The sequence below is a fragment of the Thioalkalivibrio sp. AKL17 genome (assembly GCF_000377885.1).
GTDB classification, from domain to species: Bacteria; Pseudomonadota; Gammaproteobacteria; order Ectothiorhodospirales; family Ectothiorhodospiraceae; genus Thioalkalivibrio; species Thioalkalivibrio halophilus.
In genome coordinates this window covers 316,039-331,555 of sequence record NZ_KB898765.1, presented here as the reverse complement: position 1 = coordinate 331,555, position 15,517 = coordinate 316,039, and the positions used below count along the sequence as shown (strand labels likewise).

At 68.2% G+C, this 15,517-nt stretch carries 12 protein-coding genes; 7 read left to right on the top strand and 5 right to left on the bottom strand.

Going from position 1 to position 15,517, the window contains the following annotated elements:
- Positions 1-471: 471 nt before the first annotated feature.
- Together D577_RS0104810 and D577_RS0104805 are read right to left on the bottom strand one after the other, a co-directional pair.
- Positions 472-2,190, bottom strand: coding sequence for a proline--tRNA ligase (locus D577_RS0104810; RefSeq protein ID WP_018946423.1), 1,719 nt, complete (start codon positions 2,188-2,190; stop codon positions 472-474).
- Positions 2,191-2,239: 49 nt separating this feature from the next.
- A complete protein-coding gene (locus D577_RS0104805) occupies positions 2,240-2,581 on the bottom strand; it encodes a phenylpyruvate tautomerase MIF-related protein (protein ID WP_018946422.1) in 342 nt (113 codons plus the stop codon).
- A 287-nt stretch (positions 2,582-2,868) separates the two neighbouring features.
- On the opposite strand from D577_RS0104805, the gene D577_RS0104800 reads away from it, so the two are divergent.
- The 5 genes from D577_RS0104800 to D577_RS0104780 all read left to right on the top strand — a co-directional run bounded on the left by D577_RS0104800 (position 2,869) and on the right by D577_RS0104780 (position 11,746).
- Complete coding sequence (locus D577_RS0104800; RefSeq protein ID WP_018946421.1) at positions 2,869-3,918, top strand: efflux RND transporter periplasmic adaptor subunit; 1,050 nt, start codon at positions 2,869-2,871, stop codon at positions 3,916-3,918.
- Positions 3,915-7,214: an efflux RND transporter permease subunit gene (locus tag D577_RS0104795; protein ID WP_018946420.1), complete on the top strand. Its 3,300-nt coding sequence runs from the start codon at positions 3,915-3,917 to the stop codon at positions 7,212-7,214. Before D577_RS0104800 ends, D577_RS0104795 begins: the two co-directional genes overlap by 4 nt.
- Positions 7,215-7,457: 243 nt before the next feature.
- On the top strand, positions 7,458-7,676 hold the full coding sequence (locus D577_RS0104790; RefSeq protein WP_018870032.1) for a hypothetical protein: 219 nt from the start codon (positions 7,458-7,460) through the stop codon (positions 7,674-7,676).
- A gap of 19 nt (positions 7,677-7,695) precedes the next feature.
- Positions 7,696-7,902, top strand: a complete 207-nt coding sequence (locus D577_RS0104785) for a hypothetical protein (RefSeq protein ID WP_018870031.1) — start codon at positions 7,696-7,698, stop codon at positions 7,900-7,902.
- Positions 7,886-11,746 carry a PAS domain-containing protein gene (locus D577_RS0104780; protein ID WP_026288910.1) on the top strand — a complete coding sequence of 1,287 codons (3,861 nt, stop codon included), beginning with the start codon at positions 7,886-7,888 and terminating at the stop codon, positions 11,744-11,746. The genes D577_RS0104785 and D577_RS0104780 overlap by 17 nt, the downstream gene beginning before the upstream one ends.
- Here the strand turns inward: D577_RS0104780 and D577_RS0104775 are convergent.
- From D577_RS0104775 to D577_RS0104765, 3 genes are read right to left on the bottom strand one after another with little or no spacing between them, the layout of a single operon-like run.
- The gene (locus tag D577_RS0104775; RefSeq protein ID WP_018946418.1) at positions 11,737-13,083 is read right to left on the bottom strand and encodes a nucleoside recognition domain-containing protein; all 1,347 of its coding nucleotides are present in this window, start codon (positions 13,081-13,083) and stop codon (positions 11,737-11,739) included. The two genes, D577_RS0104780 and D577_RS0104775, sit on opposite strands and share 10 nt — an antisense overlap.
- A gap of 19 nt (positions 13,084-13,102) precedes the next feature.
- Positions 13,103-13,963 carry an SDR family oxidoreductase gene (locus tag D577_RS0104770; RefSeq protein ID WP_018946417.1) on the bottom strand — a complete coding sequence of 287 codons (861 nt, stop codon included), beginning with the start codon at positions 13,961-13,963 and terminating at the stop codon, positions 13,103-13,105.
- 16 nt (positions 13,964-13,979) lie between these two features.
- Positions 13,980-14,357, bottom strand: a complete 378-nt coding sequence (locus D577_RS0104765; RefSeq protein WP_018946416.1) for a DsrE family protein — start codon at positions 14,355-14,357, stop codon at positions 13,980-13,982.
- A gap of 170 nt (positions 14,358-14,527) precedes the next feature.
- Between D577_RS0104765 and D577_RS0104760 the strand changes: the two genes are divergently transcribed.
- On the top strand, positions 14,528-14,824 hold the full coding sequence (locus D577_RS0104760) for an FmdB family zinc ribbon protein (RefSeq protein WP_018946415.1): 297 nt from the start codon (positions 14,528-14,530) through the stop codon (positions 14,822-14,824).
- Between the two features lie 5 nt (positions 14,825-14,829).
- A complete protein-coding gene (locus D577_RS0104755; protein ID WP_018946414.1) occupies positions 14,830-15,480 on the top strand; it encodes a DUF502 domain-containing protein in 651 nt (216 codons plus the stop codon).
- The last annotated feature ends 37 nt before the right edge of the window (positions 15,481-15,517 follow it).

Below are 15,517 nucleotides of genomic sequence, written 5' to 3'. Positions count from 1 at the left end.
GCCGATCCGGCATGATCGGTCGCCAACGATCCTGTTCTCGGCCGGGCCGTTCACAGCCGCGGCCTGCCCGCCTGGCGGAAAAGGAACGGGCGGTGGGCCGGCGGCCCCGTTTGCCGCACCGAGCGCAGAGGTCGGGTGCGGGAGAAAAGGCGCTGCTTGTCTGAGCGAAGCGCAGCTTCGCGAGTTCAGCGCCGCCCGCGCCCGGCCTCGGAGCGAGGGAATCCCGGGCCGCGTCAGCGGACCGGGATGCGGCAGTCGGGGTGACTTCTTTGGGTCCTTTCTTGTTCACACAAGAAAGGACCTCGCGGCGCGCTCGCGAGAGAGCGCAACACCCCCGGCGGCAGCCGAAAACCGCCGACTCCGCAGCGTCAGCTCAAGGCCTGGCGGCAGCGGTCAAGCACGGGCACCAGCAGCCCGATCGCTTGCTTGCAAGCTCCTGCAGCCGCATCCGGGCGCCGGTGCGGGTGGCGCCTACGCGCCGTGCCCCGTGCGTTCGCGCAGGGCCGCCACCAGCCCGTCCATCGGCAGGTGTTCGGCCTCGCCGGCGGTGCGGGCCTGGTATTCGAGCTCGCCGGCGTCCAGGCCGCGCTCGCCGATCACGATCCGGTGCGGGATGCCGATCAGCTCCATGTCGGCGAACATTACGCCGGGGCGCTGTTCGCGATCGTCCAGCAGGACCTCGAAGCCGGCCGCCTGCAGCTCGTCGTGCAGCTGTTCCGCGGCCTCGCGCACGCGCTGCGACTTCTTCGCGCCGATCGGGCACAGGGCGATGTCGAACGGGGCGATGGCGGTGGGCCAGCAGATGCCGCGCTCGTCGGAGTTCTGCTCGATGGCGGCGGCGACCACGCGCGAGACGCCGATGCCGTAGCAGCCCATGGTGACGATCTGCTCGCGCCCGTCCTCGTCCAGTACCCGGGCGCCCAGGGCCTCGGAGTACTTGTCGCCGAGCTGGAAGATATGGCCGACCTCGATGCCGCGGCGGATCTCGATGGGGCCGGAGCCGTCGGGCGCGGGTTCGCCCTCGGTGATGTTGCGCAGGTCGGCACCCTCCGGGCGCGGCAGGTCGCGTTCCCAGTTGACGCCGGTCAGGTGGTGGCCGTCCTCGTTGGCGCCGACCACCATGTCGGCCATGCCGAGCACGGCGTGGTCGGCCAGCACCGGGATCGGGCTGTCCACCGGGCCCAGGGAGCCGGGGTCGGTGCCGAACACGGTACGGATCTCGGCCGCCTCTGCCATGCGCAGCGGCTCGGCGATCCAGGGGTGCTTCTCGGCCTTCACGTCGTTGAGTTCGTGGTCGCCACGCAGCACCAGGGCGACCAGATCGGCGTCGATCGCGTCGCTGGCGGCCACCACCAGGGTCTTGACCGTGCGTTCGGTCGGCACGTCGAGGAAGGCCGCGAGATCGGCGATGGTGTGGATGTCCGGGGTGGCGACCTTCTGCAGCGTCTCGGCGGGGGCGGCCGGCGCGGCCGGGCCGGGGCAGGGCGCGAGTTCGACGTTGGCGGCAAAGCCGCCCGGGGAGAAGGCGATCGCGTCCTCGCCGGAGGCGGCCAGCACGTGGAATTCGTGCGAGGCGTTGCCCCCGATCGCGCCGGTATCGGCTTCCACCGCACGGAAATCCAGGCCGCAGCGCTGGAAGATGCGGCAGTAGGCATCGTGCATCTGCTGGTAGGTCTGCCCCAGCGAGTCGGCATCCAGATGGAAGGAGTAGGCGTCCTTCATCAGGAATTCGCGCGCGCGCATCACGCCGAAGCGCGGGCGGCGTTCGTCGCGGAACTTGGTCTGGATCTGGTAGTAGTTGACCGGAAGCTGGCGGTAGCTGCGGATCTCGCGGCGGACCAGGTCGGTGATGACCTCTTCGTGGGTCGGGCCATAGCAGAAATCGCGTTCGTGGCGGTCCTTGATGCGCAGCAGCTCGGCCCCGTAGAAGTCCCAGCGTCCGGATTCCTGCCACAGCTCGGCCGGCTGGATGGCCGGCATCAGCACCTCCAGGCCCCCGGCGCGGTCCATCTCCTCGCGCACGATGTTCTCCACCCGGCGCAGCACGCGCAGCCCCAGCGGCAGCCAGGTGTACAGCCCGGAGGCGAGCCGGCGGATGTAGCCGGCGCGCAGCATCAGCTGGTGGGAGACGATCTCGGCGTCGGCCGGGGTTTCCTTCAGGGTGTTCAGCGGGAATTGCGAGACGCGCATGGGGCTCGGGCCTTGTGGTCGGTGGTCGTTGAGCGGACGGAGTTCGGGATCAGAACGTGGTGCCGTTGGTGCCCCAGAAATGGCGCGGGGCATCGGCGAACTCGATGTAGACGCGCGCCGGCTCCACGCCCAGTTCGGCCTGCAGGGCGTCGCACAGCTTGCGTGACAGCTCGCGGGTCAGGCCCTCGGGCAGACCGATGCTCTTGAGTTCGCAGTAGGCGAGCGCCTCGGTGCTGCCGCCGAAACGCATGTGGGCGTTGTGGCCGAGGGCGACCATCACGTAGCCCTCGGGCTTGTTCAGCCATTCGGCGACCGCGGTCGACAGGCGGGCGGTGACGGCATCCGGATCGGCGGGCAGGGCAACGTTGGTCTCGATACGCAGCAGTGGCATGGCGGTCTCCCGGGAATGAAACGGCGGTCGGGGAACGTCCCCGTGCGGGTGCCGACATGATACGGACAGACGCGGCGCGGTGCAGGGGGTTGCAGGGCTTTGCTGCAAAACCGACGGGGAAAGCTATACTCCGGGCAGTTACCGGGGTTGCGGTCGGGGATTTGCCTGCCCGTGGCCGGCTCCGTTACATTAGGGAAAACTAATATATTAAAGAACGGCCCCGTGACGGCTGACCGCCCCGCAAGAAGGGTGGCAGGAGAGGGCCGAATATCCGGAAGGACCACACCATGACACGACTCCCGATCCTCGGGGCCGCGCTGCTTGCGCTGGCTCTGCCGCTGACGGCCCAGGCCGATGATCTGCCCTTTGAAACCGCCGAAGCCGAGCGTCTGACCCTGCCGCAGGAGCGTGTGCTGGATGGCCGTGTCGAGGCGGTCCAGCGCTCCACCATCTCGGCCCAGACCTCCGGGCGGGTCCGCGAGATCTACGTGGACGTGGATGACTTTGTCGAGGAAGACGAGCTCCTGCTGCGCATCAGCGATGTCCAGCAGCAGGCGCGTCTGAGTCAGGCCGAGGGTGACCTGGCCGATGCGCGGGCACGTTTCCGCGAGGCGCGTTCGGAGTTCGAGCGCATTCGCGAGGTGTTCGAGCAGAACGTGGTGTCGCGCTCGGAGTTCGAGCGCGCCGAGGCCCAGCTGGAATCGGCCCGTGCGCGCCTGCGCTCGGCCGAGGGGCGGGTGGACGAAGCCCGCGAACAGCTGGGTTACACCGAGGTGTATGCGCCGTACTCCGGGATCGTGACCGAGCGCATGGTCGAGGTCGGGGAATCGGTGTCGCCGGGATCGCCACTTCTGGCGGGACTGAGCCTGGATCGCCTGCGGGTCGAGGTGGACGTCCCGCAGCGTCTGATGCCCGGGTTGCGGGATCGCCGCGAAGCCGAGGTCATCCTGGATTCCGGTGAGCGGATCGCCGCCGAGAATCTGACCCTCTTCCCCTACGCGGATCCGCGGAGCGGCACCTTCCGGGTGCGCGTGAACCTGCCCGAGGACGAGAACAATCGTGGTCTGTTTCCCGGCATGTTCGTGAAATCGGCTTTCGTGCTGGACGAGGTCGAGCGGCTGATGGTGCCGCAGGAGGCCGTGGCCTATCGCTCCGAGGTGATCGCGGTGTACGTGATCGACGAACAGGGCCGGGTGCGCTTTCGTCAGGTCCGGACCGGGCGCGAGCATGACGGCATGATCGAGATCCTCGGTGGTCTGCGCGAGGGTGAACGCGTCGCCCTGGATCCGGTACATGCCGCGATCTTCATGAAGGAACACCAGCAGGTGACGCGATGAGCGGCGGCAGCGCGGAAGCGGCCCCGGAGCGCATGGGGATCTCCGGGCGCATCGCGAAGGCGTTTCTGACGACCCAGATCACGCCCCTGCTGGCGCTGGTGGGCCTTTTGCTGGGGTTGTTCGCCATCCTGGTGACCCCGCGCGAGGAAGAGCCGCAGATCAACGTCACCATGGCGGACGTGTTCATCCCGTTCCCCGGAGCCAGCGCCGAGGAGGTGGCCCACCTGGTTTCCACGCCGGCGGAGCAGGTGCTGTCCGAGATCGAGGGGATGGATGACATCTACTCCACCTCGCGTCCGGACATGGCGCACATCACCGTGCAGTTCGAGGTCGGCGAGGACCGCACCGCGGCGCTGGTACGGCTGTACAACCAGATCTTCTCCAACGATGACTGGATACCGCAGAACCTCGGGGTCGGCGAGCCGATGGTGCGGCCGATGGGCATCGACGACGTGCCCATCGTCAACGTGACCCTGTGGACCGAGGACGAGGAGCGCGGCGGACACGACCTGCTGCGGGTGGCCCACGGGCTGGAAACGCAGCTCAAGCGCGTCTCCGGCACGCGCGACATCTACACCGTGGGCGGGCCCGATCACGTGGTTCACGTGCGCTTCAAGCCGGAGATGCTGGCGGCGCACAACCTCGCGGTGGACGACCTGCGCGAGGCCCTGGCGGTGTCGAACTTCTCGCGCGATGCCGGGCATCTGTATCAGGACGACGAGGAGATCCTGATCCAGGCCGGCGATTTCATCACCGAGCCCGAGGCGTTTGCGCGGCTGGTGGTGGGGATGCATGACGGACGTCCGGTGCATCTGGAAGACGTGGCCGAGGTCGAACAGGGCCCCGGCTATCCGAGCGAGCACGTACGCTTCGCCCATGGTGCCGCGGCCGAGGGCGGCGGGCACATCGGCCAGAGTCACCCGGCGGTGACCGTGGCGGTGGCCAAGCAGCCCGGCACCAACGCCCCTGACATCGCCGACCAGGTCATCGAGCGTCTGGATCAGCTGAAGGGGACTTACATTCCCGAGGGCGTGGAGGTCTCGATTACCCGCAATTACGGGCAGACGGCCGAGGACAAGGCGTCCACGCTGATCCAGAAGCTGATGCTGGCGACCGCATCGGTGATCATTCTGGTATGGATCGCCCTGGGCTGGCGTGAAGCCTTCATCGTCGGCGTGGCGGTGATCATTACCCTGGCGCTCACGCTGTTCGCGTCCTGGGCCTGGGGCTTTACCCTCAACCGGGTGTCGCTGTTCGCGCTGATCTTCGCCATCGGCATCCTGGTGGACGACGCGATCGTGGTGGTGGAGAACATCCACCGACACATGGTCCAGGGCGGGCGCAAGTTCCTCGAATCCATCCCGCTGGCGGTGGACGAGGTGGGCGGCCCGACCATCCTCGCGACCTTTACCGTGATCGCGGCGCTGCTGCCCATGGCCTTCGTTACCGGGCTGATGGGGCCGTACATGAGCCCCATCCCGATCAACGCCTCCATGGGGATGGTCCTGTCGCTGGCGGTGGCCTACGTGGTGACTCCGTGGCTGACCTACAAGGTGCTGCGGCGTCAGGGCGAGCAGCTGGAGGCCGGCGGCGGCCATGGTGCGCACGAGGGCGAAGCTGCTTCTGCCGGCCTGATGCGCCTGTTCAATTTCGTCCTGCTTCCGTTCCTGGGAACCGGCGGGCGGAAGAAGGTGAATCGCATGGTGCTTTGGGGCGGCACGCTCGTGCTGATCCTGGGCTCGGTGTCGCTGGCCTATTACCAGCTGGTGGTGCTGAAAATGCTGCCATTCGACGACAAGTCGGAGTTCCAGGTCGTGCTGGACATGCCCGAGGGCACCAGTCTGGAACGCACCGGCCAGGTGCTGGGCGAGATGGCCGACTACCTCAAGACGGTGCCCGAGGTGCACGACGTGCAGACCTACGCGGGCACGGCCACGCCCATCAACTTCAACGGCCTGGTGCGGCAGTACTATCTGCGCGAGGGGAGCCATGTCGGCGACATCCAGGTGAACCTGACGCATGCCTCCGAGCGCGACCGACGCAGCCACGACATCGCGCTGTCGGTGCGCGACGAGATCAATGCCATCGCCGGGCGCTATGACGGCGCGGCGGTCAAGGTGGTCGAGGTGCCGCCGGGACCGCCGGTGATGTCGCCGATCGTCGCCGAGATCTACGGTCCGGACTACGACGGTCAGATCGAGGTGGCGAAGCAGGTGCGCGAGGTGTTCGAGGACACCGAGGGTCTCACCGACATCGATGACTCGGTGGAACACCCGGGGCCGAAGAAGATCCTGCAGGTGGACCGCGAGCGCGCCGCGCACCTGGGTGTGCCGCAGATGGCCGTGGTCGAGGCCATCGATACTGCGCTGTCGGGCGAGGATGTCACCTACCTCTACGGCTCGAACATCAAGTACGCGGTACCGGTCCGTCTGGAGTTCGATCGCGCGGAGAAGGGCAGCCTGGAGCCGGTTCTGGGACTCAAGGTCCGCTCGCAGAGCGGGGAGCTGGTGCCGCTGTCCGAGGTAGTGACCGTGGTGGATTCGAGTCGCGAGCACTCCATCCATCACAAGAACCTGCTGCCGGTGGTCTATGTCCAGGGTGACCTGGCGGGGGGTCTGGACAGTCCGCTGTACGGCATGTTCGACATGTTCTTCGGGCTGCGCGACACGCCCATGGTCCATGGCGAGCCGCTGGAACAGCGGTTCATCAGCCAGCCGGGCGATCCGTATAACTACAGCCTGAAATGGGACGGCGAGTGGCAGGTGACCTACGAGACCTTCCGCGACATGGGCATCGCCTATGGCGTGGGGCTGATCCTGATCTATCTGCTGATCGTCGCGCAGTTCCGCTCGTACATGGTGCCACTGGTCATCATGGCACCCATCCCGCTCACGGTGATCGGGGTGATGCCGGGACACGCCCTGGTGGACGCGTTCTTCATGGACGCCAAGTTCACGGCGACCTCGATGATCGGGATGATCGCGCTGGCCGGGATCATCGTGCGCAACTCGATTCTGCTGGTGGACTTCATCAACGATGAGCTGCGTCGCGGGGTGGATACCATCGAGGCGGTCGTGCATGCCGGTGCGGTACGCGCCAAGCCCATCGTGCTGACGGGCCTGGCGGCGATGGTCGGGGCCGGGTTCATCCTGGATGACCCGATCTTCTCCGGGCTGGCGATCTCGCTGATCTTCGGGGTGTTCGTCTCCACGGTGCTGACCCTGGTCATCATCCCGGTGCTGTACTACCTCTACGTGCGCAACCGGGTGGACCAGATCCGCGAACAGGAGGCGTAAGCCGGCCCCGTCATTGCGAGGAGCGTAGCGACGAAGCAATCGCCATGGCGACCCCCGGCCCCGGTGCACTGCGGGCAGCAACCGATTGCCACGTCGCCTTCGGCTCCTCGCAATGACGCAGGCGGGGGCGAGTAGCGGCCCCGGCACGTTGTTGCATGGCAATGGCACGACCGGAGTCCGGCGTTTTCGCCGGGCGACGGTACCGGCATACAATTGGGGGCCCGAACGAACCGGAGTGGCTCGATGAATGTGGACATGGGAGACGAGGGCCTGGATGTCACCGGGATCAGCCGCGAACAGTGCGCGACCCTGGTGGAGGCCCTGAAGGCCAGCAGTGATCAGAGTTTCATGGAGGATCCGGAGCTGCGCAAGCTGTTCAAGCTGCTCGCCGTGCTGCAAAGCGATCTGTGGGACGAGATGACCGCGGGTCAATTCGATTTCAGTCAGTACAAGAAGCAGTAAGCCACTGCAGGAGACTGTCATGTCCGATCCGTCCGGCGGCCGCCCCTCGAATTTCGTCATCGGCAATATCCTGCTGGGGCTGGCGGCCCTGATGCTGTTCTTCTTCGTTCCGCTGTGGGAGCGGATCGGCGTGGTGGCCCTGTTCCTGTGGATGGTCCTCGCTGCGGCGGGGGTGTACTTCATCGTGAAGGACAAGGACATAACGCCCGGTGGACCGCCGAACTGATGCCCCCCGGACGGGGGAGCAGGCAGCCGGTATCGAGACCCCGGACACCGTGTCCGGCGGGCGCTCGCGGGCCGCTTTTCCGGCCTTTCTGAGCGAGCGCCTCGCACGCCTGCGCGACGCCGCGGGCGAGCTCGATCAGGGTGAATGCTCCGGGGACTGCGTGGACCGGCTGTATCGCGAGGTCAGCGCCCTGGCCCGCGTGGCCCGGACTCACGGGGTGCAGGAGATCCTGCGCCTGGCCGAGTCACTACAGGCGACCCTGGCCGGGCTGCGGGCCCGTCCGAACACTGCCGATCGCGAACTGCTGCGTCTGGGCCTCGCGCGCCTGGAGGCCGCCGCGGAGGCCTGGGCGCGTCAGGAACAGGGGGTGCCGGAGACGCGCCTCCAGCCGCAGGTGTCGGCGGATGCGGGTGGCGGCCGGGTGCAGGTGGTCGCGGAGGTCCCGGAAGTCGGCGAGGCAGTGGCGGGCATGCTGCGTGATCACGGCTTCGCCGTGGTGCTGACCGGCGCCGAACCGGACGCGGCGGGCGCCGGCGGGGTCACCGCGCGGGTGGTCTGCGTCGGCGAGGTAACCCCGGAGTCCGCGGTGCTCACGCGACTGCAGGAACCGGGACGCGGGTTTTTGCCGACCCTGGTGGTGGCGCGCTCCTGGAGCCCCGGGGCGCGCCTGCAGGCCGTGCGCGAGGGAGCGGCCCGCTGCCTCGATTACCCGCTGGCGGACGATACTCTGCTGGAGCAGCTGGTGCAGATCGGCGGGGTGGTCGCGGATACGGGGTATCGGGTTCTCCTGGCGAGTGCCCGCCCCGAGGCTGCCGACGACACCCTGGTGGCGGGTCTGCGGGAGGCCGGACTGACGGTGGAGGTCCAGCCGGACCCCGATGCGGCGCTGGCCGGCCTCCACGGCGGCGAGGTCGAGGTCCTGGTGCTGGATCTGGACGAAGGGGGGTGCAGTGCCGAGGAGTTCGCGGCCCTGCTGCGCACCCGCGACAACGGTTCCTCCATCCCCATGCTGGTCCTGACCGCCGATCCCGGACGGGTGAACGAGCTGATGGCCCTGCACCCCGGGGCGAGCGGGGTGTTCCTCAAACCGGTGGAACCGCGCCGCCTGGCGGATGCGGTGGTGGCGCGCGCCCGCCAGCAGCGGCAGATGGACGGGGTGACGCGTGCTTATCGCCAGGCGCTGTACGAGCGCGAGCGGGAACACCTGGCGGTCAACGAGCACGCGCTGGTGAGCATCACCGACGTGGCCGGCGACATCATCTATGCCAACGAGCGGTTCGCGCGGGTCAGCGGCTATAACGTATCCGAGCTGCTGGGGCGCAACCATCGCCTGCTGAAATCGGGGGTGCACACTCCCTCGGTCTATGCGGAACTCTGGGAAACCATTGCCGCGGGCCGCATCTGGCAGGGCGAGCTCTGCAACCGCGCGCGGGACGGCTCGCTGTACTGGGTCGAGACCACCATCGTTCCCTATCTGGATGGCGACGGCCTGCCGTATCAGTACGTGTCGATCCGCACCGACATCACCACGGTGAAGCGTCAGGAGCATCGCCTGCGCAGCAGCCAGCGCTTCGCCAACATGGGGACCTGGGAATGGACCCCGGGACGCGAGGAACTGCAGTGGTCCGAGCGTATCGCGCCCCTGCTGGGCCACTCTCACGGAGACCTCGAGCCCACGGTGGAAAACTTTCTCGGTGCCGTGCACCCGGAGGATCGCGAGCGGGTGGAAAACGCCATCCGCAGTTCCCTGCGTCGCGGGTCCTATCTCGAACTGGAGCACCGGGTGGTCTGGCCGGATGGCACGGTTCGCTGGCTGCTGCAGCGCGGTGACGTCGAGCGCGACGCCAGTGGCGGCGTGCTGCACATGCTGGGTGTGTCGCAGGACATCACCAAGCGCAAGCAGTCCGAGCTGGCGTTGACCCGTCAGACCACGCGGCTGCGCGAAGCCCAGCGCCTTGCGCGCGTGGGGCACTGGGAACACGATCCGGTGACCGGGGCGCTGTGGTGGTCCGACGTGGTCTACGAGATCTTCGCCCTGTCCCCGGGCGACGCCCCGGTGAGCATGGAGGGCTTTCGTGCGTTCGTGCACCCCGAGGATCGCGAGCGGCTCGACCGCGAATATGCCGGGGTGCTGGCCGAGGGGCGGGGCGAGGTGTTTCTGCGCATCCGGCGCGATGACGGCGAACTGCGGCACCTGCATCTGATTGCCCATGGCGAAAGCACCGGGGGCCGGGAACAGAACGGCCGGCTGACCGGAACCGTTCAGGATGTCACCGAGCTGCAGCAGGCCCAGGAAGAACTGTCGCTGTTCCGGCGCATCTTCGAGGCCTCGGAACAGGCGATCTCGGTCGCCGACCGGGAAGGCCGCATGGTGTACAACAACCCCGCGGTGCTGGAGATGACCGGCTTCGAGGAGGCCGATCTGGCGGGCCGATCCTATCGCGAACTGATCCCGGCGGAGGCGGAACAGTCGGCGCGCGAGATCGACGAAATCCGCGAGGCCGGCGGGGCCTGGACCGGTCAGCTGCCGATCCGCTGCCGCAACGGCGCGGTGTTCATGTCCAGCAGTACCATCGGCGTGGTGCGTGACAGCCGTAGCGAGCCGCAGTACATCTTCAACATCTTCGGTGACTTCACCGCCGAACTGCAGCGCCGCGCCGAACTGCAGCGGGCCCGCGAGGAGGCCGAGCAGGCGAGCCGGGCGAAGTCCGACTTCCTGTCCAACATGAGCCACGAGCTGCGCACGCCGATGAACGCCATCCTGGGCTTTGCCCAGCTGTTGCAGCGCGACACGTCGCTGGGCGAGCGCCAGCAGAGTCAGCTGGACGAGATCGCCCGCGCCGGTCGGCACCTGCTGGAGCTGATCAACGAGATCCTGGACCTCGCGCGCATCGAATCGGGGCGGCTGCAGGTGATGCCGGAACCGGTGGACGTGGCGGACGTGGTGGACGAGTGCCTGTCGTTGCTGCGGCCGCTGGCACAGGAGCGCGAGGTTCGCCTGGAAGGCGCGCGGGCGGCCACCGCGGATGCCCCCCGCGTGCAGGCCGACCGTACCCGGCTGAAACAGGTCCTGCTGAATCTCTTGTCCAACGCCATCAAGTACAACCGCGAAGGCGGGCGGGTGACGCTGCTGGGCGCCCCGGGGCAACAGGGGCTGCAGCTGGAGGTACATGACACCGGCCCCGGACTGACCGCCGAGCAGCAGGAACGGCTGTTCCAGCCCTTCGACCGGCTGGAGGCGGACGCCAGCGGGGTGGAGGGCAGCGGGGTGGGACTCACCATTACCCGGCACCTGGTGGAGATGATGGACGGCCGGCTGGGCGTGACGAGCACGCCGGGCGAGGGTTCCTGCTTCTGGTTCGAACTGCCGCTGGCGGCGGACAGCGATCCCGGGGCAACACCCGGGGGCGGGCCCGATCACCCGGCCGCGACCGGCGCCCCGGAACTGCCGGCGTCCGGCACGCCGCGCACGGTGCTGTGCATCGATGATCAGCCGGCCAACCTGCGCTTGATGGAAGAGGTCCTGGGGCCGGAGCCGGACCTGGAAACGGTGGTGGCCGAGACCCCCCTGAAGGGCCTGGAGGAGGCGGCACGGCTGGCGCCGGACCTGATTCTGCTGGATCTGGCGATGCCCGGCATGGACGGTTATCAGGTGCTGCGCGCGTTGCGGGCCGACGACCTGCTGGCCGGCGTCCCGGTGCTGGCGGTGACCGCCGATGCCACCGACCCGACGCGTGAGCGTGCGCTGGCGGCCGGTTTCGCTGAGGTGATCACCAAGCCGGTGGATCCGGCCGGACTGCGTGAACGGGTGCGCCAGGCGTTCGCGGGCAGCGCTCAGAGGTAGAGCCAGGCGACGATCGCGACCGCGGCGACCACCGCCACCGCGTCGGCGCTCAGCGCGGCCGCCAGGGTATGGCGGACCCGCTTGACCCCGATCGCGCCGAAATAGACCGCGAGCACGTAGAAGGTGGTCTCGGTGGAGCCCTGCAGGGTGGACACCAGCATGCCGACGTGGGTATCCGGCCCGGTGGCCGGGTCCTGCATGATCCCGGCCATGATGCCGTAGGCCCCGGACCCGGACAGTGGCCGCAGCAGTGCCATCGGCAGGGCCTCGGCGGGCAGCCCGAAGGGCGTGGTCCACGGCCCGACCAGCCCGACGAACATCCCCAGCGCGCCGCTCTCGCGCAGCATGCCCACCGCGACCAGGATCGCCACCAGATACGGGATGATCCGCAGGGCCACGTTGAAGCCTTCCTTTGCCCCCTCGACGAAGACCTCGTATACCGGCACGCCGCGGATGACGCCATAGGTGAGGAAGCCCACCACCAGTCCCGGGATGATCCACGGGGCGATGGCCTGGCCGTAGATGATGGTCAGCGGGATGATCGCCAGCACCCCCAGCAGGACCAGGATCGAGACCCAGGCGGGGTAGCCCTCGGCCGGGACCTCGATGTTCATCGGCTGGGGCTGCTCGCCCGGCTCCGTGTCCCGGTCCGCATCGGAACGCCGGTCCCCGGGGTCGGCTTCGGCGTCGGGGTCGTCAAGGCCGCCGGGCGGGATCTCGCGGGTGGCCGCCGGGGGGCGGAACCAGCGTTGCAGGACCAGCGCGCTGGTGATTCCGGCGACCGTGGCGAACAGCGTCGCGAACAGCGTGGTCGGCAGGATGGCGGCCGGATCCTCCGAGCCCAGCGAGGCACGCAGCGCGATCACCCCGGTGGGCAGCAGGGTGATGCTGGAGGTGTTGATCGCCAGGAACAGCGCCATCGCGTTGGTGGCGGTGCCCGGGTGGGGATTGAGCTTCTCCAGCTCCTGCATCGCGCGGATGCCGAAGGGCGTGGCGGCATTGCCCAGGCCCAGAATGTTGGCGGAGAAGTTGAGGATCATCGCGCCCATTGCCGGATGTTCCGGCGGGACGTCGGGGAACAGGCGCACCATCAGCGGCCGCAGCAGGCGGGCGAGGACGGTGAGCAGGCCGCCGGCCTCGGCGATCTTCATCAGGCCCAGGAACAGCGCCATCACCCCGACCAGCCCCAGCGCCAGTTCCACCGCGGCGCCGGCTGCCTCCACTGCGCCTTCGGAGAGGTCCGCCATGGGGCGTTCCTCCGGATCGGTGGAGCGCAGCTCGCGCAGCGCCGCGGTGGTGAACGCGATGACGACCAGCGCAAGAAAGATCGCGTTCATGCGCCGGGGGCCGCGACCGTCAGCGGTTCTCGCCGCGCGAGACCAGCCGCAGGAAGGCGTCCATCCAGCGCGCCGGCAGGATTGCCCGGAGGAAGGCGAACAGGTGCGTGGGGAAGGTCACGCGGTAGCGCAGTTTCGGCCGCCGCGCCTCCAGGGCGTGGATCACGCAGCGGGTCACGGCCTCCGGCCCGAGGGTGAACGGGGCGTCGGCCTCCGCGTTCGCCATGCGCGCCTCGGCGGCCTCGTAGGTCCGCGCCCAGGGGCTGTGTGCCCGGTGGATGTGCTGGCGGAAGGCCTTCAGCGCGTTGGCGCGGAATTCGGAGCGGATGGGACCCGGCTGGATGATGGAGACCCGGACGCCGCTGCCGTGGAGTTCCTGGCGCAGGGTGTCGGACATCCCCTCGATCGCGAACTTGGAGGTGACGTAGGCCCCGCGCAGGCGCAGCGGGGCGAAGCCCAGCACCGACGAGTTCTGGATAATGCGCCCCTCGCCGGCGCGGCGCATCGCCGGGATCACCAGGTTGGTGAGCTCCAGCCAGCCCAGCACGTTGGTCTCCAGCTGGGCGCGCAGGGCGGCGCGCGAGAGGTCTTCCACCGCCCCCGGCTGGCCGTAGGCGCCGTTGTTGAACAGGCCGTAGAGCTTCCCGCCGGTGCGGTGCAGGACCTCGTGCGCCGCGCTGCGGATGCTGGCGGAGTCGTTGAGGTCCAGTTGCAGGGCCTCGAAACCCTCGTTCTTCAGACGCGAGATGTCTTCCGCGGCGCGCGCGGTGGCGAACACGCGATAGCCACGGTCGCGCAGAGAACGGGCTGCGTGGGCCCCGATCCCGGAGGAGCAGCCGGTGATCAGGACGGCGCGGGCATCGGTATCGGCGGCACTCACGAGGGATCCCCCGGAATCAGTAGGTGAGGGAGGCGACACCGTCCTCGACGACCTCGCCGATGAAGGCCCCGCCGCCACGCATGCCATCGAGCTCGGGCACCGCGTTGTCCAGCGTCAGGCCGTTTTCGTCCATCGCGCCGGCGCAGGCGTAGAATCGCGCGCCGGCCTCGTGGGCGTCCTGCATGAAACTGTAGACCGATTTTTCCTGCGCTTCGCCCGGGTACATCTGCTCGGCCACGCCCCGGCGCAGCAGACGGGTGGTCTGCGCGGCGAAGTAGATCTCCACTTCCAGATCCATGGCGGCGGCCACGGTGGCCTGGAAGAACGGCGCGCCCAGGGTGCCGGGGCGGTCGAGGTCCAGGTTCAGGAGCATGATCACGATCTTGTCGGCCATCTCTTCTCTCGCTTTTCAGGGCGGGTTGGATACGGTTTGCGCAATGCGCTGCATGATCCGACCTCCGGCCGCGCGAAGCAATCGCCATGGATGCTTTTAATCCGGGCCGCCGCCCGCATAATACGGCTATCCACTGTTGATCGATGAACCGACTTCGGGAGAATACCGTCATGCCGATCTATGAATACGCCTGCCAGGAATGCCGCCAGGTCTCCGAGATCCTGCAGAAGATCTCCGACCCGCCCGCCACCACCTGCCCGCAGTGCGGCGCCGAAGCCCTGACCAAGCAGGTCTCGGCCGCCGGGTTCCGCCTGTCGGGCGGCGGCTGGTACGAGACCGACTTCAAGCAGGGCGGGCAGCGCAACCTGAAGGACGGTGCAGGTTCCGGGGGGAGTTCCGGTGCGGACAGTTCGGGGAGTTCGGGTTCCGGTGACAGCGGTGGCAAGGCTGCCGCGTCCGGAGGCTGAGCCGTATGCTGGCCGCGCTCCGGCGTTACGTGATCGCGGGCCTGCTGGTCTGGTTGCCACTGGTGGTGACCGGCTACGTCATCAAGCTGCTGGTGGACCTGCTGGATTACAGCGTGCTGGTGCTGCCGGAGGCCTGGCGCCCGGAGGCATGGCTGGGCTTCGACCTGCCGGGTGCCGGGGTGGTGCTGGCGGTGGCGATCGTGCTGGTGACCGGGATGATCGTGGCCAACATCGTTGGCCGCCGTCTGGTGCACCTGGGCGAGGCGGTGGTGCGGCGCATCCCGCTGGTGAGCACCATCTATGGCGCGGTGAAACAGGTTACCGAGACGGTCTTCACCAACGGCGGGGAGTCGTTTCGCAAGGTGGTGATGATCGAGTATCCCCGTCGGGGGACCTGGTCCATCGCGTTTCTGACCGGTACCGCCACTCCGGAGACCCGCGAACGCACCGGCGAGGACATGGTGACGGTGTTCGTGCCCACCGCCCCCAACCCGACCTCCGGCTTCGTCCTGCTGACCCCGCGCACCGAGGTCACCGAGCTGGACATGTCGGTGGAGGACGGGCTCAAGTTCGTGATGTCGCTGGGGGTGGTGATACCGTCCGATGATCCCGTCAGCGCGCCGCTTCCGGTTGCGCGGGACGGGGGCAGGCCGTAACATTTCCGGCCCTTTGACGGGCGTGACGCGCCCGTTT